15 protein-coding genes are annotated in these 18,649 nt (G+C 59.3%); 4 read left to right on the top strand and 11 right to left on the bottom strand.

Features of this window, described 5'->3' with window-relative positions; all coding sequences use genetic code 11:
- The first annotated feature begins 53 nt into the window (after positions 1 to 53).
- Complete coding sequence (locus DS906_RS07765; protein ID WP_113789640.1) at positions 54 to 761, top strand: lysophospholipid acyltransferase family protein; 708 nt, start codon at positions 54 to 56, stop codon at positions 759 to 761.
- On the opposite strand, the gene DS906_RS07760 is transcribed toward DS906_RS07765, so the two are convergent.
- The 5 genes from DS906_RS07760 to DS906_RS07740 form a co-directional block, all read right to left on the bottom strand.
- Positions 758 to 1,003 (bottom strand): MoaD/ThiS family protein, encoded by a 246-nt coding sequence (locus DS906_RS07760; protein WP_113789639.1) that lies wholly within the window; start codon positions 1,001 to 1,003, stop codon positions 758 to 760. The genes DS906_RS07765 and DS906_RS07760 overlap by 4 nt on opposite strands.
- Positions 996 to 3,251 (bottom strand): xanthine dehydrogenase family protein molybdopterin-binding subunit, encoded by a 2,256-nt coding sequence (locus DS906_RS07755; RefSeq protein ID WP_113789638.1) that lies wholly within the window; start codon positions 3,249 to 3,251, stop codon positions 996 to 998. The genes DS906_RS07760 and DS906_RS07755 overlap by 8 nt, the downstream gene beginning before the upstream one ends.
- On the bottom strand, positions 3,251 to 3,730 hold the full coding sequence (locus DS906_RS07750) for a (2Fe-2S)-binding protein (protein ID WP_113789637.1): 480 nt from the start codon (positions 3,728 to 3,730) through the stop codon (positions 3,251 to 3,253). Before DS906_RS07750 ends, DS906_RS07755 begins: the two co-directional genes overlap by 1 nt.
- On the bottom strand, positions 3,727 to 4,593 hold the full coding sequence (locus DS906_RS07745) for a xanthine dehydrogenase family protein subunit M (protein ID WP_113789636.1): 867 nt from the start codon (positions 4,591 to 4,593) through the stop codon (positions 3,727 to 3,729). Before DS906_RS07745 ends, DS906_RS07750 begins: the two co-directional genes overlap by 4 nt.
- A gap of 129 nt (positions 4,594 to 4,722) precedes the next feature.
- Complete coding sequence (locus DS906_RS07740; RefSeq protein WP_113789635.1) at positions 4,723 to 7,935, bottom strand: reductive dehalogenase; 3,213 nt, start codon at positions 7,933 to 7,935, stop codon at positions 4,723 to 4,725.
- 76 nt (positions 7,936 to 8,011) lie between these two features.
- Here DS906_RS07740 and DS906_RS07735 point away from each other — a divergent pair, with 76 nt between their 5' ends.
- Complete coding sequence (locus DS906_RS07735) at positions 8,012 to 8,914, top strand: LysR family transcriptional regulator (protein ID WP_113789634.1); 903 nt, start codon at positions 8,012 to 8,014, stop codon at positions 8,912 to 8,914.
- Here the strand turns inward: DS906_RS07735 and DS906_RS07730 are convergent.
- Positions 8,905 to 9,756 (bottom strand): LysR substrate-binding domain-containing protein, encoded by an 852-nt coding sequence (locus DS906_RS07730; protein WP_113790010.1) that lies wholly within the window; start codon positions 9,754 to 9,756, stop codon positions 8,905 to 8,907. The genes DS906_RS07735 and DS906_RS07730 overlap by 10 nt on opposite strands.
- A gap of 103 nt (positions 9,757 to 9,859) precedes the next feature.
- Here DS906_RS07730 and DS906_RS07725 point away from each other — a divergent pair, with 103 nt between their 5' ends.
- Positions 9,860 to 10,561, top strand: a complete 702-nt coding sequence (locus tag DS906_RS07725) for an SDR family oxidoreductase (protein WP_113790009.1) — start codon at positions 9,860 to 9,862, stop codon at positions 10,559 to 10,561.
- Positions 10,562 to 10,563: 2 nt separating this feature from the next.
- Here DS906_RS07725 and DS906_RS07720 read toward each other — a convergent pair whose 3' ends face one another.
- The 4 genes from DS906_RS07720 to DS906_RS07705 are packed head-to-tail and all read right to left on the bottom strand — an operon-like array spanning position 10,564 to position 16,289.
- On the bottom strand, positions 10,564 to 11,835 hold the full coding sequence (locus tag DS906_RS07720) for an FAD-binding oxidoreductase (protein WP_113789633.1): 1,272 nt from the start codon (positions 11,833 to 11,835) through the stop codon (positions 10,564 to 10,566).
- Positions 11,836 to 11,874: 39 nt separating this feature from the next.
- Positions 11,875 to 12,909 (bottom strand): ACP S-malonyltransferase, encoded by a 1,035-nt coding sequence (locus tag DS906_RS07715; RefSeq protein WP_113789632.1) that lies wholly within the window; start codon positions 12,907 to 12,909, stop codon positions 11,875 to 11,877.
- Entirely contained in the window at positions 12,906 to 15,098 is a 2,193-nt protein-coding gene (locus DS906_RS07710; RefSeq protein WP_113789631.1) for a dehydrogenase E1 component subunit alpha/beta, read from the bottom strand. The genes DS906_RS07715 and DS906_RS07710 overlap by 4 nt, the downstream gene beginning before the upstream one ends.
- A 24-nt stretch (positions 15,099 to 15,122) precedes the next feature.
- Entirely contained in the window at positions 15,123 to 16,289 is a 1,167-nt protein-coding gene (locus DS906_RS07705; protein WP_113789630.1) for a pyridoxal phosphate-dependent aminotransferase, read from the bottom strand.
- 96 nt (positions 16,290 to 16,385) lie between these two features.
- Between DS906_RS07705 and DS906_RS07700 the strand changes: the two genes are divergently transcribed.
- Positions 16,386 to 17,276 (top strand): LysR substrate-binding domain-containing protein, encoded by an 891-nt coding sequence (locus DS906_RS07700; RefSeq protein WP_113789629.1) that lies wholly within the window; start codon positions 16,386 to 16,388, stop codon positions 17,274 to 17,276.
- 144 nt (positions 17,277 to 17,420) lie between these two features.
- Here DS906_RS07700 and DS906_RS07695 read toward each other — a convergent pair whose 3' ends face one another.
- Positions 17,421 to 18,578, bottom strand: a complete 1,158-nt coding sequence (locus tag DS906_RS07695) for an acyl-CoA dehydrogenase family protein (RefSeq protein WP_113789628.1) — start codon at positions 18,576 to 18,578, stop codon at positions 17,421 to 17,423.
- Positions 18,579 to 18,649 lie beyond the last annotated feature (71 nt).

Genomic DNA, 18,649 nt, shown 5'->3' with positions numbered 1-18,649 from the left:
TGCAGCGTTTAGTTCTATAAGACACGTTTTGGTCAGTACGAGGGACCCAATCCGTGAGTATCCGCAAAAAGATCGCCGACAGCGAAGCCGTTTTGAACTGGGCCGCGCGCCGCATCGCAAGTTATATCCGGATGGTCAATCGCAACACCAAATGGCAGCGCATCGGATACGAAGAACTGGACCAGCTGGCCGAACAAGGTGAGCCGGTGATCGTGGTGCTGTGGCATCAGCGGCTGGCGCAGTCGCCGTATTTCTTCCCGTTGGACAAAGGGCGCATATGCTCGATCACTTCGTCTGCACGAGCAGGCAGCATGGTAGGTCGGGTGCAGAAACTATTCGGCATGGATACCATCGCCATGGCCAGCAAACATAAGAGCAACGTCGCCGTGTCGCGAGAGGTGTTCGGCAAGATTAAGAAAGGGGTTTCCATCGGCATCGCCGCCGACGGACCACGCGGCCCCGAGCGTGTGCTGTCCACGGTGCCACTGGTCTGGGCGCGCACCTCGGGCAAACGGATCTTCGGAATCACCTATTCCGCGCAATATGGCAGCGAAGCGGGTACATGGGATCGCCTGTTGATGCCCCGCCCCTGGCGGAACAAGGGCGTATTTCTGTGCCGCGAGTGGACCGAAACCGTGCCACGCAAAGCATCAGAAGAGCAAATCGAAGAGCTGCGGCAAAGCCTTGAACAGCACATGAACGACATCACCGCCGAAGCCGACCGTATGGTCGGACGTGAACCGTGGTCGCCAGAGGCTTAACCCCCCCGCAAACGTTGCATCAGGTAAATCTCGCTGCCCGCAGGGATCGGCTCGGTTAATCCGCTGGCGATGACGCGCCCGTCGATGGCGATGGATACGCCCGCATCAATCGGCGCCTGAAGCTGCGGGTGTAGCTTCACCAGTTCCCGCAATAGGTCGCCAGTGGTCTTAGCCTCAACCTTGACCACCTGCCGGCCCCCGGTCAAAGACCGAAGGCCGGACCAGAGGTGGACCTCAACCATTGTCCTTCAGCGCGGCAAGAATGCGCGGCGGTGACATTGGCAGTTGCCGCATGCGTACGCCAGCCGCGTGCGACACGGCGTTGGCAATGGCAGCCAAGGGCGGCACGATGCCGGTCTCGCCGACTCCACGCACACCGAACGGGTGGCCTGGGTTTGGCACTTCGACGATCACCGTGTCGATCATCGGCAGGTCGCTGGCGACGGGAATACGGTAATCAAGGAAGATCGAGTTTTGCAGGCGACCATCCTCGCCATAAATGTATTCCTCGTTCAGCGCCCAGCCGATGCCTTGCGCCGCGCCGCCCTGATACTGGCCTTCCACATAGGTCGGATGGATCGCCTTACCGGCATCCTGAATGACTGTGTAGCGGGTGATCGCGGTCTTCCCGGTTTCCGGATCAACCTCGGCATCGACGATATGGGTGCCAAAGGACACACCCGCGCCTTCAGGGGTCGCCTCAAAGTGGCCCGAGATCGGTCCGCCGGTCGAACCCATATGGGTCGTGATATCGGCCAACGGGCGCGGATCGAAGTCACCGGCATTTGGGCCAGAGGGAACCGCACAGCCGTTTTCCCATTTCACCGCGTCGGTCGGAATTCCCCAGCTGGCCGCCGCGCGTTCGCACAGTTTTTCGACCGCGTGATTGGCTGCTTTGATGGTGGCAAGACCGGAGGCGTAGGTCACGCGAGAGCCGTGGCTGACGTCATTGTAGCCCAGCGTAGCCGTATCGGCGATGGTGACACGGATATTCTCGTAGGGAATGCCCAAAACCTCGGCCGCCATCAGCGCCATAGACGCCCGCGAGCCGCCGATATCAGGCGTACCAACCATCAACTGGGCCGAGCCATCTTCGGACAGAGACAGAGACACCGAGGTCTCGCCGCCATGGTTGAACCAGAACCCACAGGAGATCCCGCGCCCCTGCCCCGGTTTCAGCGGTGCTGAATAATGCGGATGCGCCTTGGCGGCCTCAAGTGTTTCCACCAAACCGATACGCTCATACCGCGGGCCATAGCTGGCCTTGGTGCCCTCATGCGCCGCATTTTTCAGGCGTACATCGACTGGATCGAGGTCCAGCTTTTTGCACAGTTCATCAATCACCGACTCGACGGCGAATGCCCCCATCGGGGCACCGGGTGCACGGTACGCAGCCTGTTTCGGCCGGTTGGCCATTACGTCATAGCCAATCTGCTTGACGTTGGTCAGATTGTAAGGCGCAAAGGCACACATGGCGGTCATATCGCCTGGCGCTCCGGGGAAGGCTCCACCCTGCAGGCGGAACACGCCCTGCGCGGCCGAGATAGTACCGTCCTTCTTCATGCCGATCTTAATGTCCATCGACGCCGACGAAGTGGGACCAGTTGCCCGAAACACCTCGGACCGGGTCATCACAAGTTTGACCGGACGGTTGGCCTTACGGCTTAGCGCCAGTGCAACAGGTTCAATGAACACAGTGGTCTTGCCGCCGAACCCACCGCCGATCTCAGAGGCGGTCACTCGCAGCTGCGAGGTCTCAATCCCCAACAGCGCCGCACAGGTTTTCTGCGCGATCCAGTGGCCCTGGGTCGTGCACCACAGCTCGCCTTTGCCATCATTGCCCAACATACCCAAACAGGCGTGCGGCTCAATGTAACCCTGATGGGTCGCCTCAGTGACAAAGCTGTCTTCGATGACCAGATCGGCCTCGGCAAAGCCGGCTTCAACATCGCCGTGCCCGCTTTCGTGGTAGCGGACGACGTTTGGGTGCATGCCTGCGGGCACCGAGTAATCCGCCGCACCTTCGCGAATGACTGGAGCATCCGAGGCCATCGCTTTGTCCACATCGGTGACGTGGGGCAACACCTCGTATTCAACCTCGATCAGCTTGAGCGCATCGCGCGCCGCCAGTGCCGAAGTGGCCGCTATGGCTGCTACAGCGTGGCCGTCATACAGAGCCTTTTCGCCTGCCATGACGTTTTCCAGAACATTCCAGAACTCACCTTCCAAGCCGGGCTTGAACGGCACATCGGCAAAGTCCGCACGGGTCACGACGGCTTTGACGTCCTTATGCGCCTCGGCCTTCGAGGTGTCGATTTTCACGATCCGCGCATGGGCGTGGGGCGAGCGTAGGATTGCACCATGCAACATGCCCGGTGCCGAAATATCCGCCCCGAACTTTGCACGGCCCGTAACCTTGTCCAACCCGTCAGGGCGGTTCGGTCGGGTGCCAACGAAAGAAAATTCCGATTTGCGATCGTCCAGTGCCATTACGAAGCCTCCCGCAGCTCTTCGGCTGTTTCCATCACAGCGCGAATGATCTTGTCATAACCGGTGCAGCGGCACAGGTTACCAGCCAGCCAATACCGGGCTTCCTCTTCGGTCGGGTTAGGGTTCTTTTCCAGCAGCGACTTGGCCGCGACCAAAATGCCCGGTGTGCAGATGCCGCACTGAAGCGCGGCGTGTTCGATAAACTTCTGCTGCAGCGGGTGCAAAACGTCACCATCCGCGATGCCCTCGACCGTTTCGATCTGCTTACCTTCGGCCTCGACGCCCAGCATCAGGCAGGAACAGACCAGACGCCCGTCGACCGAGACGGAACACGCGCCGCAGTCACCTGTACCACAACCTTCTTTCGCTCCGGTCAGGTTCAGCTTGTCGCGCAGACAGTCCAGCAGGGTTTCGCGCGGGTCGCAGAGGTATTCAACCGAGTCGCCGTTTACATTGGTGGATACGTGGAACTTGCTCATGCTTGTTCTCCCTTCGCACGGGCATAGGCGATTTTCGCGGCGCGCTTGGCCAGAACGCCAGCGACCTCGGTGCGGAACGCGATGGTGCCGCGCTTGTCGTCAATCGGGTTGCACGCAGCGAATGCGGCGGCAGCCAGCGCATCAAGCGCGGCGTCGCCCAGAGTGCTACCGACGATGGCCTTGGCACAGTCTTCAACCAACAGAACGGTCGGGGCGACAGCACCCAGCGACACGCGGGCTTCGGTGACGGTGTCGCCGTCCAGACGCAGGTTCACCCCTACACCGACAACAGCAATGTCCATTTCGGTCCGTGGTATGAACCGCAAATATGCGTCACCACCGTTGTCACCCCGCGCGGGGATATTCACTGCCGAGACCAGCTCACCCTTGGCCAACGACGTCTTTCCGGGGCCGGTTGGGATATCTTCAACGGCAACTTCGCGATCACCATCCGGGCCTGTCACGGTAACGGTCACTCCGGCGGCGACCATGGCAGGCACGGAATCCGCCGCAGGAGAGCCATTGCACAGGTTCCCGGTCAGCGTTGCGCGCCCCTGCACTTGGGTTGATCCGATCAGGTCCATCGCCTCGACCACGCCCGGCCAATCGCCGCCCAATTCGGGGTGTTCGCTCATCTCGGCACCGGTGGCCGCGACGCCAATCGTCCAGCTGCCGTCGGCGTTACGAATGATATCGCTGACGCCCTCAATCTTTTTGACGTCGATCAGCGTATCGGGTGTCACCAACTCTGACCGCAGTTGCACCAAAACATCGGTGCCTCCTGCCAGAAACCGGGTAATGCCCGTCGCGCTTGCGGCCAGAGCCGACGCCTCGGCAAAGTTGGCGGGGCTGTGATAATCCATGAAAATACCTCGCACCTGTTGATCAGGATTCACTGGGGTTCGCGGGGGACGTTAGTGCAGCAGCCCCACGGCGTCCATGGCTGGAACGACCAATTTTTGTGTTTATCGAAGTCGTTTTCAGACCTCAGATCAGAGGTCGAGTTCAATCACACCGTCAGGTTCAGCCGCGCGGCTTTGGCACAGAATGATCGCACCCTCGCGTTGTTTGTTGGACAGAACGAAATCACGGTGCTCAATATCGCCAGAAACCACGCCGCACTTGCAGACGCCGCAAATACCATCGGAACATTTCACGTCCACGTGAATACCTGCCTCATTCAATACCTGAGCGGCATCTTTGTCTTCTGGGACGGTCAGTTCCCTGCCCGACTTTGCCAGCTTCAATGTAAAGGAGTGATTTTCATATTCCGGCTGTTCGGGGACCGAGAAATACTCCAGGTGCCGCGCCTCTTCGGGGAATCCCTGCCGGTCGGCCGCTTGTATGACACCGTCCATGTAGCGATCCGGTCCGCAGGTATAGACGTGCCACCCTTCCTGATACCCCGACAAGACTGCATCCAGATCGGCGCGCGTTCCTTCGTTCGAGAAATGAAAATGCACGTGGTCGGCCCAGGGCATCACCGCCAGATCGTCCAAGTACCCGGCCCCAGCGCGGGTGCTGGCGGAATAGTGCAGTGCGAACGGCTTGCCCAGCGCATACAGGCGGTGTGCAAAGGCGATCATCGGAGTAATCCCGATCCCGCCGCCCATCAAAAAAGTCTTTGTTGCGCTCTCATCCAGTTCGAAATGGTTGATCGGTTTCGAGATGAAGACCTTGCGCCCTTCGTTGAAGATTCGATGCAACAGGGCCGAACCACCGCGTCCTTCATCCTCGCGCAGGACGCCGATCTGATAGACTGACCTGTCCGATGGGTCCCCCGACATAGAATACTGACGCAGAAACTCAGGCGCGACCAGCACATCCAGGTGCGCCCCGGCGGTCCAATCCGGTAACGGCGCACCATTCAGGGCCGAGAATTCATACTTGGTCACATCCGCCGTCATCTTGCCGACCTTGGTCAGCGCAACCCGCATCACCGGCGCGTCGCCCGCGATTGAGTATCGATGCACGATCGACATATCCCCCGCTGCCTTGCGGTTTTTATATTCTTCGGCTGAAACCATCGCCTGATAGGCCGCAATCCCGGCCTCGCGGTCCATCGCAAAGGGATATGGCCACGGATGGGGGGCAAGATAGGCGGGATAGACGGCCAATGTCTGATCTTCGAACTGCAGGTCCAGATCCGTTTGCAGGTCACGCCGGTTCAGCGGATGTTGCGTCGGGCGGTAAGCGCCGTCCGCCTGTAGTTCGATATCCCACCACCATTTTTTGGTGTCATTCAAACCGCCGTTACCCACGGCATCGTCCAGTTTCGCCAATGCTGGCGCGGCTTTCGGGATGTTCATCGCGGCCCAACGGAACGGGCGTTCCTTGAAGATGCCCTCAAGGTTCCACGGGCACGTCTTCATGCAGCGCCCGCACATCGCACCGCCGGGTGTGGTCACGCGATAGGTCGCGCATTTCTGGCTGTCGGATTTCCAGATCTCATAGCCGTTGAACATGAGTTTCGGCCCCGCGGTGATTGCCCCCGAAGGACATTCGCGCGCGCATTTGTTGCAGCTTTCACAGAAAGTCTGCAGGCCAAAATCAATCGGTCTGTCGTGCTCCATCGGCATATCGGTTGTCACAGCGCCGGACTTGAGCCTTGGACCAAGGTAGGGGTTCAGGATGACCTCGCCAATCCGGCTGACCTCGCCCAATCCGGACAGCAGCAAAAGCGGCGGCTGAAGCACCTCGCCATCCATGACCGTATGTGCCTTGGCCTTGAAGCCAAGGTTGCGGATCTGCTGCGCGATCACACCGCCCAAAAGTGAAAACCGCAGATAGGCGCGCATCGACTGGGCAACTGCGATCCAGTCATCGCCACTGGACCCCTCCATCGTTTCATAGCCCTGGTCGATGATCATGCTGATGGCCTGATCGTGGGTCGGGTTGATCTCCTCTCCGGTCGCGTCGTGAGAGTACCACGCCCATTCCGGACAACGGCTGAGGCCTACGGCATCGCCCCCAATGAAATAGGTCGCGGCCTTGATATTCGCGGCATTTCGGGCGGCATCGTTCGGACACGGGCCATTTGCGCTGTTGCCATCCTGCAAAAGCACAAATGCGCCCAGTGAACGTCGTTGGGCGAAACTGGGGGCGGCCTTGCGCACATAGTGCCCCCCCCTGGCTGCATCCTGCAGCGGTTTGCCCATATCCCCGAATTGTGCGCGGGCAAACATGTCGGCGCGTTTGGGAACGCGGGCCACGTTTTCTTCGTCGATGTAGGTCGTCGGGTCCTCGACGCGCTTAAGCTTCTCGAACGGATGCGCCCCGTCCACGTAGCGTCGTTTGGCATAAGCATCCCGGTTCAGCGCGTTCTTGGCGAACCCCGTTCCCAGCCACCACGCCGGACCCTGAGTGCGAAACCAAGGCTGCTGCGCCATGGATTGCAGGGGTTGATCATGCGCAAGCTCCATCTCGGTCGTAACAGCTGCCAGACCAAACCGCTTGCCCAGCCAAGGCACAACGACATCGCCACCCTCGACCGAGGCTAAGCCCGCCGCCACCGCCAGCTTGCCCAGATCAACCTCAGAGGACATCGCGGTATGCGCCCGCGCATCGAACCCCAACAACCGGATATAGTTGGCAATCACCACCGCATTTTCGGTCGCCAGCAAACAGGAACGGTGGTCCTGCGCGTCCATGATCCAATCTGAGCCGAGCTCATCCCGGTTGGGATCACGGTTGTGTTCATAGACAAAGACGATGGCGTGGCGGTGCGTGTCCATCGGCTTGGGCGCAGCCTCCATGCTTTCTTTCAGGTCCGCCATGATGACATCGATGCCCGACGCCAGCGTCTTGGTCTGCCGGGTCTTCAGCGCATGGGCCAGACGATTTATGTCGGGGTTATGACGCGGCTGGGGCAGCATCGCCTTGGCGGGCAAAGGCCCGCACCCCATCATCGACGCGTCATTGAAATAGCCAAAGGCCTTCAGGTGATGTGCCCGCGCGGTCGGATCAGCCGGGATTTCAGAGGGCACAGCATTTACGAAGCCATCACGAATAGCGTCCATCATCGCCTGAAACTCACCCATGGCATTGACGATGCTTTCAGGCTGATCCGGCCGGTGAAAACTGAGCACGGGCATCGGCTGCACAAAGGACAGGTCCGGCACAACGCTCTGACGTGCCAACCGCTCCAACGGATAAGGCCCCATGTGGACCGGCCGGTTCTTGTCCGAGAAAAAGCGGATCCCCATTGTGCGCCTCCTGATTTCTAATTGTCACCTAATGCGGCGTGGACAGTAAATCCATTCATGAATAATCATAAGCGGTATGAGCAAAATTGATTTCATGGATCTGGATGGCAAAGTCCTGAGGGTCTTTCTGACCATTCTCGAAGAAAACTCGGTGTCCAAAGCGGCAGATCGGCTTGGCGTGACACAATCGGCCATCAGCCACACCCTGTCCAAACTTCGGGTGGTTCTGGGCGATCCGTTATTCATCAGATCAGGGCAGGGTCTGACCCCTACTGAGCGCGCCTTGTCCCTGAAAGACCCCGTGCAGCAGGTTCTGGACAATATGCGCGGGCTGACCGAGGACCGCCCGTTCGACCCGCTGTCCGAAGAGATGGTCTTTCACATCGCCACCAACGACATGCCGAGGGAATTGATTTTCCCGCAATTGCTGCAAGAAGTTCGGGCCGAAGGCGTGCGGCTGGGGTTGGGGTTTATCCCATCAGGTGTTCCAGACCCTGAGCTGCTGCGCAGCGATCGGTGTCAATTGATGCTGACGCCTTTGCCGCCGGATGGACCGGACATCTTTCAAAAGCGCATCCTCAGCAGCCCGTTGATGATCTACTATGATGGCACGCGACGATCTCCTCCAGACAGTTGGGAAACCTATTGCGACACCGAACATGTCGAAGTGCGTTTTGCGGATGGCCGCAGTTCGCGCGCTGTTATGCGGGGTGTCGATCAAAACCAGATCAGGCCACCGACGGTTACCCTGCCGCATTTCAATGCCATTACCTCATTTGTGAAAGGCGGCGACCTGATTTCCACCGATACGGCGTTGATGAAACGCGGGCCACTACGTGCGTTGGATTGTGCACCTCTGCCCTTCGCGTGCGAGCCTGTCTCGATCTACATGGTCTGGCACCAAAGGTCGTCCAACGACCCGGCACATCGCTGGTTGCGTGACAGGATCGAAGCCATCGCAACGACGCTTCAGGACTGAGACAGCAACCAGTCTTTCATCACTGCGACCAGCGCGGGGTGGCGTGGCTGTTTGGGTGTTACGATGTAAAAGCCCAGGTCCTCGACCAGCTCGTCCGTGATCGGGCGCACCAACTGACCGGCGGCCAACTGGGCAGAAACAAGCGGTTCGTTAGCGAGCGCAACACCCTGCCCCGACACGGCTGCGTCGATGGCAAGGCTGGTCTGGCTGAAACTCATCATCTTCGGCTTGCCGGTGATCCCTGCCCGCTGCAGAAACAAAGGCCACAGCCCATGGGTGTCATTTAACAGAGTGTGCTTTGTCAGGTCAGCAGGATGCGCAATCCTGGCCGCCATCTCAGGACCGCAAACCGGAACGAAAGTTGTAGAAAACAGAGGCACTGCGACCACCCCCGGCCCAAAAGGCGCGCGCCCTTGCCGAACAGCAATGTCGACACCGTCCCCCTGGAAATCCGCCAGCCGTTCCCGCGCGTCGACCTGCACGGCAATATCAGGGTGGTGCCGCGTAAAGTCCGGAAGTCGTGGAACCAGCCATTTCGAGGCAAAGCTGGGCGTGACAGAGATAGTAATTTGTCTGTCCCCAGAAAGATCCTCGACAGCCTCTTCGATCAGTCGGAAGGCTCGGCGCAAGGGCGCATGGAATCTGCGTCCGGCCTCGGTCAGCGCAAGGCCGCGTGGCAGGCGGTCAAAGAGCGTCACAGCCAATCGCGCCTCAAGCCCGCGTACCTGCTGGGCGACAGCACCTTGGGTGACACCCAAGTCCTCGGCGGCCAAGCGAAAGTTCAGATGCCGCGCCGAAGCTTCGAAGGCCCGCAAAGCGTTCAGAGGGGGAAGAGCCGCCATCGTAGCACCCTGTAGTTTTTCTACATCATAAGGCCAGCAGAACTGATTGGTCAATCAGATCGCCAAAGCGCATCTTTATGCCATCAATGAATGGAGAAATCACATGACCAAAGTGGCGCTGATAACAGCGGGCGGCAGCGGAATGGGCGCGGATTCAGCCCGACGTCTGGCCGCAGACGGGTTCAAGGTCGGCATCCTGTCGTCTTCTGGCAAGGGTGAGGCACTGGCACACGAACTGGGTGGCGTCGGTGTGACCGGGTCAAACCAGTCGACGGATGATCTGCAAAACCTGGTCGATACCGCTATGACCCATTGGGGGCGCATCGACGTGCTGGTCAACTCGGCCGGTCACGGACCGCGCGCGCCGGTGCTGGAGCTGTCGGACGAGGATTGGCACACCGGAATGGACGTCTATTTCCTGAACGCCGTCAGACCAACCAGGCTTGTGACACCTATCATGCAGAAGCAAGGTGGTGGGTCGATCATCAACATTTCAACCTTCGCAGCGTTCGAGCCCGACCCTGTCTTCCCGACGTCGGGTGTTTTTCGCGCGGGTTTGGCCGCCTTCACCAAGCTGTTCTCGGATCATTACGCGGCTGACAACATTCGGATGAACAACGTCTTGCCAGGCTTCATAGACAGCTTGCCAGAGAAAGAGGAATTCCGCGCGCGCATCCCGATGGGCCGCTATGGACGCAGCTATGACGAGATCGCCTCGGTCGTGGCAATGCTTGCGTCAGAAGGCGGCGGCTATATCACCGGTCAAAACATCCGGGTTGATGGCGGTATCACCCGCGCGGTCTGAAGTCAGAACCGCGCTTTGACAAAATGGGTCAGCGCCGCGCCGGTTTCAAAATAGGCGCGGCGTAGCCCTATCCACTTTTCCTGATACTCGGCGACTGCGGGCACCGGCAAAAGGCTTGGGTCGTCCTGCAACAGACTTTGGGCAACAAGGCGGCCAAAGACGGTGCCTGGTCCGATCCCACGCCCCGAAAATCCATGAACTGACAGGGCGTTGGGACCGATCTGCGTTATCTTCGGGATGTGGTCCGAAGTCATCGCGATGCGGCCATGCCACCCTTCGACCAACGGCTGATCTGCCAGTTGCGGATACAGCTGAGCCAGTTTGCGACTGATCCAGCTTTTGTGAATCGCGCCGCCTGCCCGATCCAGATCACCCATGGCACCGATGATAAACCGCCCCTCTTGATCCATTCGGAACGAGGTCATGATCAGGTCTGTGTCCCAGCACCCCTCATCCCCCGGCAAAACGCTGGCGCGCAGATTGTCGGACAATGGGGCCGTGGCATATTGGAAATAATAGACCGGCACATAGGCGGGCGCCGATGCGGTCAGATCACGGTGATAGGCATTGGTCGCCTGAATGACCCATTTGGCGCGCACTGTGCGCCGAGCAGTCTTCACCACCCAGATTCCATCTATCTGCTGCATGGACAGAACCGGGTCTTGCGTGAAAACCAACGCGCCAGCCTCGACCCCGGCACGGGCCAATCCACGCACATATGCCAATGGCTGGATGGTTCCGGCGCGCGGATCGAACAGGGCGCCACCAAAGGCCGCACTGCCGGTGCGCTGGGCTGTCAGTTCTGCAGACAGCAACTCAACCGGTGCGTCAGCAGCGCTGAGTTGCGCATGGCGGACCTGCAGATCCCGAAGACCCGCAGCCAAATGCGCACAGTGCAAAGTTCCGTTGCGCACAGGTTCGCAGTCTATCCCATGCTGGTCGATCAGGCTGAACACCTCTGATGGGGCCGCAGCCAGAAGGTCAACCAGCCGATCCCCAACTATGTCACCCAGATGCGCGCGAATCTCAGCGGGCGGCAACCACAGCCCCGCATTCGCCAGCCCGACATTGCGGCCCGAGCCACCGTGACCGACATCACACGCCTCAAGAAGACAGACCGAAGCACCAGCCTTGGCTGCAGTCAGGGCCGCAGAACACCCGGTGTACCCACCACCGATCACCGCCAGATCAACAGTGATATCACCGGTCGAAACACCGGGTTCGACATGTTCACGGCATGTGTTCAGCCAAAGGGACTGGTTGTGGTCGCTCACGTCGCGCTCCTTGAAATTGCGCGGATCATCAGGGCAGTGTCAGCCGGTTGCAAGCGCTCTTTGATCCTGGCGCCCCATGGCGATCAGGAAGGGTTGCGCATCCTGTTTCGCTTGAAAATCAGCCTTGTTATCCATGCCACGCCAGTTCGCCAGAGCAAGAGATTGCGCCACTGCGCCACCTAAGGTCGCGCCGGGACCGGTAACAATGAACAGGTCTGGCGCGAACTCATGCGCGGCGGTCTGGATCGCACGGGTAAAGTCATAGGGTTCGGTCACTTGGTGGCCCAGGGTATAATCCCAAAGCGCCTGCGTATCCGTCGCACCCGGCCACCAAATCTTTCCGCGACCGTCGATCAAGGGGCGTTCAGGCTGTCCGAACAAATCCGCGCCCAAGCGCGCACGCCCTTCGGCAGCGACCGGTGCCTGCAAGGATGTGTGAAACGCGGCATGGTTTGACAAGCGCATCGGGAAACGGTCCTGCACGGTGGGTTGCGACGCCTCGAACGCCTTCAGCCCCATTTCATTGCCTGCCAGAACCAGCATTCCGCCCAGATCAATGGACAAAGCAAGGTCGTGACCTTCCATCGCATTGATGCGTTTCACATCCGTCAGCAGCTCTGCCTTGCGAACAGCGTTGTCCGCCCAACCGTCGTCGGCAAAGGGATAAACTAGTTGGCCACCGATCAGGTGATCCTGCATCAGTGTTCCCATCGTGTTCACGACGCGGAACCCGTGGTCAGGCGACAACGCCCCGGCAGCGGCCAGCGCAATATACCAACCCATCGAGTTCCCGGTGACCGCGACCACCTCGATATCATCGGCCAGCGATTGCGCGTCTGCCAGCGAAGCTGCGTAGATGAGCGGTGAAGCAATATCGCCTTTTGAATACTTGGAAACTGTGAACCGCGCTGCGCCATCCAATGCGGTAACGGCCTCTTGCCCTGCTTCCGCACGTATCGCGTCGAAGCCCCGAAACATCGCATTCTGCTGCGCGTGATGGCGATGCATATAGCCAAGCTCGGGCTTGTTGTATGTACCCCGACCGGGGCAGATGACGACTGCTGTGCGGGTCATGAGCGGCCTCCCGTCAGTTTTAGCGCAGCGGCGACAATCCCCTCTTTCGACGGCAGCGGAGCGGCATAGGCGGGGCCAGTGGCGATAAAACAATCTTCGGCCACGACGCGCGCAGTTGAGATCGTGGGACTGTTTTTAGTGAAAAAGGTCATCAGCCCCTCGGACTGGCTGCCAGTGCGGCGGCATTCGTCGACGATCAGGACGTGTTTGCAACCCTTTGTGGCCTGACGCAGAGCCTCAATCGGGAGAGGTGCCAGCCAGCGCATGTCGATGATACGGGTTTTTACGCCTGCTGCCTCCAACTCGGGCCGAGCCTGTTTCGACAGATAATGCCCGTTGCCATAAGTGACGATGGCCAGATCTTTACCCTCGCCATGCACGCCAACCTCACCCAGCGCGATACTCTGGTCAGGCGACGGATACGTCGTCATCCAGCCTGCGTCCTGTGCATCGTGCAGATCGCGCATGGGATAAAGGGCAATGGGTTCCAGAAAGACCACCAGCCGCTGTTCTTCGCGCGCCAAACGTACACATTCGCGCAGCATTTTCGCCGCATCTTCGCCTGTCGACGGACAGGCAATGATCACGCCGGGAATGTCGCGCAGGACAGCCAGCGAGTTGTCATTGTGGAAATGGCCGCCGAACCCTTTCTGATATCCAAGCCCGGCAATGCGCAAAACCATCGGGTTGGTGAACTGCCCGTTCGAGAAAAAGGGCAGCGTCGCGGCTTCGCCTCTGATCTGGTCTTCTGCATTGTGCAGATAAGCGAGGAACTGGATTTCGGGGATCGGAATGAACCCGTTATGCCCCATGCCAATGGCCAGCCCCAGAATGGACTGCTCATCCAACAACGTGTCGATCACCCGGTCCGGGCCAAAGCGCTGCTGCAGCTTTTGCGTCACGCCATAGACGCCGCCCTTGCGGCCAACGTCTTCGCCCATGCAGACGACCTCGCCGTGTTCCAACATCAGATCGGTCAGCGCCCAGTTGATCAGACGGCTCATGGGTTGCGGATCATCCATTGCCCGCATGTCGCCGCCAAAGGCCTTGGCGCGTGTTTCGGCACTGGGACCATTGGTAGGTTTGCAGGTTCGCTTGGGTGGGATCAGGCTAGCCATGACCTCGGATGCGGTGGCTAGGTGCGGGCGGGTGGCGGCCTCCGCCGCGATGCGGTCCGTGCGGGCGCAGGTATCTTCGTAGATTTTCAACGCCTGTTCCGGCGCCAGCGCCCCAGCCTGTTCCAGCAAGCGCACCGAGTGCAGCAGTGGGTCGTTAGCTTCATCCGCCTCGACTTCGGCTTTTGGCAGGTACGTGGTCGGCACATCTGCGCCGGCGTGTCCGTAAAGGCGGACGGTTTTCAGGTGCAGGAAGGCCGGTTTACGGCGGGAGCGAACATACTCAGCGGCGTCCTGCGCCACCGCGAAGGTCTCGTAGATATCCAGACCGTTAGCCTGAAAATACTTGATCCCGGGGCGATGCTCCATCGACGCCTGTATCCAACCTTTGGGGGTTTTCACCGAGATTCCGATCCCGTTATCTTCACACACAAACAACAGCGGCAAAGGTGTCGACTGCACGCTGGTCCAGCCTGCGGTGTTGATCGCGCCCTGCGCGGTGGAGTGGTTGGCCGAGGCATCCCCGAAGGAACACACCGCAATCCCGTCCAAGGGTAGTTCACGGTGTTCCGGATCGTGTCTCCGCGCGGCGCCAAGCGAATAAGCAGCGCCCACCGCCTTGGGCAGATGGCTGGCGATCGTCGAGGTCTGCGGCGGGATCGTCAGCGCCTTTGAACCTAAAACCTTATGTCGCCCGCCCGAAGTAGGATCCTCTTTCGAGCAGGCGAAGCTGAGCAGCATGTCCCATGCGATCTGCTGCCCCGGCACCTGCTCAGCCCGCGCGATCTGAAATGCTGCGTCCCGATAGTGAAGAAAGGCGATATCGGTCGGGCGCAAGGCATGCGCAACGGCGGCCATCCCTTCGTGGCCGGATGAACCGATGGTATAAAACCCTTGCCCCGCCTTCTGCATGGCCCGGCTGGTCCGGTCCAACGCACGGCTAAGGACCTGTGACCGGTACAGCGACACCGCATCGGTCTTACTCAACCCCTGCCGCGGCTTTGCTCCATCGGGAAAGTCGCGATTGGCGACCCGGGTCAGGAAATTCTCGTGAACGATCTGGGCGCGATCCATTGGGTGTCTTCCGGTCTTACTTGGTTACAATTTGGCGGTAGCGTCCGCGATACGGCGCATACCTTCTTGCAGGCTTTCGGTGGCATAGGCAAAAGAAAGCCGCAAATGGCCCGACATCCCAAACGCGCGACCCGGCACCAGCGCCACACCCGCCTCATCCAGCAGAAAGCGACAGAATTCATGGTCTGTGGCCATTTTCGCATGAGTTTTGGGAAAGACGTAAAACGCGCCATCCGGCACGGCACATTCCAACCCAGCAACGTTCAGCCCTTCGACAACCAGATCGCGGCGCGCTCGCATCGCCTGACGGCGTTCTGCCAGCAAGCCTTGCGGCCCGGTGATGGCCTCCAATGCTGCAGCTTGGGCAATCGAACACGCCCCTGACGTGATTTGCCCCTGCACAGCCACCATCGCCTTGATCAACTCAGCAGGGCCAATGCCCCACCCGATGCGCCAGCCGGTCATGGAATAGGCCTTGGACACGCCGTTTACGATCAAGGTTCGTTCCGCCAATTCGGGAACGGCCTGCACAAAGGGCGTGAAAGGCACAAAAGACAGGTGTTGATAAATCTCGTCAGAAATCACCCAGACCTGAGGGTGTTTTTGCAAAATTGCGCCCAGCGCCTGCAATTCCGCCTTGGAATAGACCGCGCCGGTCGGATTGGACGGCGAATTCAGCAGCAGCCAACGCGTGCGCGGGGTGATCGCGGCCTCCAACTGATCCGGCGTCAGTTTGAATTTTTGCGTCGCCGGACAGGTGACAACTACGGGAGCACCGCCTGCCAAACTGACCATATCCGCATAGCTTGTCCAGAATGGCGCGGCCATAATCACTTCATCACCGGGGTTCAGAGTTGCCATCATTGCGCAGGACAACACCTGCTTGGCACCCGTCGAAACGATTACATTTTCGGGGCGCGCGCCAGCCTCAATCGCAATCGCTGATCGCAAGGCGGGCGTTCCTGCCGTTGCGGGGTATCGCGTCTGCCCGTCAATAGCTGCGTGGTGGGCCGCCTCAACAACATGCGACGGCGTTGGAAAATCAGGCTCACCAGTGCTGAGCGCAATCACGTCGGCACCCTGCGTGCGAAGGCGCGCGGCCTGCTCTGAGATACGAACAATCTCGGATAACTCAATGCCATCCAACCGTTCGGCGGGCTGAAACTCTTGAATACTGGTCGTTAGGGTCATTGGCCCACATCCACATTGGAATCCACGCCTCTGTATCGGGCTGGTGCACGGCAATTGCCAGTGATATTCCGTGTGAAAGGTATGAGGATTAGTCATATGATTGCGCCCCGTCGATTCCTACCCTCGATCCCCTCCCTTCTGGCACTGGAGGCGGTTGATCGCCTCGGCAGTGCCTCGGCTGCAGCCGAGGAGCTGTCTCTGACCCAAAGCGCGATCAGCCGACAGCTGAAGTCCATGGAGGACCAACTGGGCGTCGCGCTCATTCAGCGCAACCAGATGCGATTGCACCTGACCCCCGCCGCGAAAGACTATGTTCAGGTGGCGCGCACAGCGCTGAACCAGATTGCGCAAGCGTCACTGAAACTGAAGGCCAACCCAACCGGCGGGTCGCTAAACCTGTCCATCCTGCCCGCCTTTGGAATGCACTGGCTGGCACCACGCCTGCAGGATTTTGCCCGTCGCCACCCCGAAGTGACCGTAAACCTGAGCACATGCCTCAAACCGTTTGATTTCGAGACCGAACATTTTGATGCCGCCATCCACTTCGGCCAAAAGAACTGGCCGGGCGTCAACTACCTGCCGATCATGCGTGAAGATGTGGTTCCGGTCTGCGCTCCGGACCTGTTGCCCGATCAGGAGCAGGACTTGATCTGGCTGATGACAGCCCCTTTGCTGCATCTTGAGACCCGACCAGACGCTTGGGAGCGATGGTTTGCGGCACAAGGGCGTGACGCATCAGGGATGCAGGGAATGCTGTTCGATCAGTTCTCGACTATGGTGCAGGCCACGATCCACGGGTTGGGAGCGGCGCTATTGCCCAGCTATCTGATCGAAGACGAGCTGAAAACCGAAAGGTTGGTTCCAGCATGGAACGGACCCCGCATCAGCCTTGGGCAATTCTTTCTGGTCTGGCCACAGTCACGACCTGAGTCCAAACCGCTACGGTCATTTCGGTTATGGCTGCAAGGTCAGGTTGGCCCATTCTGATCCAAAACTGCGCAGCCTCCGGCTTTGCGTCCTGCGGACGGCAGAGGGGCCGGGCAGGTGCGGGCTGCGCCCGCACCTGCCCGGCCCAACGGGAGGAGACGTTTTTCAAAAACGTTGACGACAGGCGGGAGCCCTTTGGCTGCGTTAATTGTCCAGCGAACGGGCGATCAGTTCTTTCATGATCTCGTTGGTGCCGCCATAGATCATCTGCACCCGCGCATCCGCATAAAGCCGGGCAATCGGGTATTCCATCATGAACCCGTAACCACCGAACAACTGAAGGCATTCGTGCATGATCTCGTTCTGCACTTCGGAACCCCAGTATTTCACCATAGAAGCCGTCGCCGCATCCAATGTACCGGCCTCAAGCTGCGCAATGCAGTCATTTACGAAACTGCGCAGAACCTCGGCCTTGGTTTTGCACTCGGCCAGTTTGAAACGCGTGTTCTGAAAGTCCATAACGCGCTGGCCAAAAGCCTTGCGTTCTTGCGTATAACGCACTGTCTCGGCAATTGCGAAATCGATCGCGCCCAGCGCCATGATACCGATGGTCAGGCGTTCCCAGGGCAGTTGCTTCATCATCTGATAGAAGCCCTGACCTTCCTCAGGTCCGATCAGGTTCGTCATCGGAACCTTGACGTCTTCAAAGAACAGCTCGGCCGTATCGTTGGCCTTCATCCCCAGTTTCTTGAGGTTACGGCCCCGGCGAAACCCTTCTGCGCCGTCTGTTTCTACGGCGATCAGAGAAACGCCCTTGGATCCTTGCGATTTATCCGTCTTTGCGGCCACCAGGATCAAATCGGCGGATTGGCCGTTGGTGATAAAGATCTTTGACCCGTTCAAACGATAGGAATTTCCGTCCTTGTCTGCAGTGGTGCGAACGGACTGAACGTCCGAACCTGTTCCCGGCTCGGTCATGGCCAAAGCGGCGACCATTTCACCGGATGCCAGGCGGGGCAGCCATTTGTGCTTTTGATCCTCGCTGCCATAGGCGTTCAGGTAATGAACAACGATCGATTGAATTCCAAAGCCCCAACCCGAGTCACCGCGTGCGGCTTGCCCGTACATCGTGACCGCGTCAAATCCAATCCCGCCGCCAACGCCACCATATTCCTCGGCAATCGCACCGGCCATCAGCCCCATGTCCCCGGCCTTGTTCCAGAACTCGCGATCGACCATGCCGTTTTGGTTCCAGCGTTCGATATTGGGTACAAGTTCGTCGTCCATGAACCGGTTTGCCATTTCGGCAAACATCTGATGTTCGTCAGTGACCCAGTTGGCGGTTGGCTTGAATAGCGACATGTAGGTTTCTCCCAAATCGAATTTCGATAAGGGTAGCGTTGGGCACCGCGCAAACCAACCCATCCACGGGA

The sequence above is a fragment of the Ruegeria sp. A3M17 genome (assembly GCF_003318255.1).
In the GTDB taxonomy this organism is placed as follows: Bacteria; Pseudomonadota; Alphaproteobacteria; order Rhodobacterales; family Rhodobacteraceae; genus Ruegeria.
The sequence above is the reverse complement of the archived record's forward strand: the minus strand, read 5'-3'. Positions and strand labels throughout refer to the sequence as shown.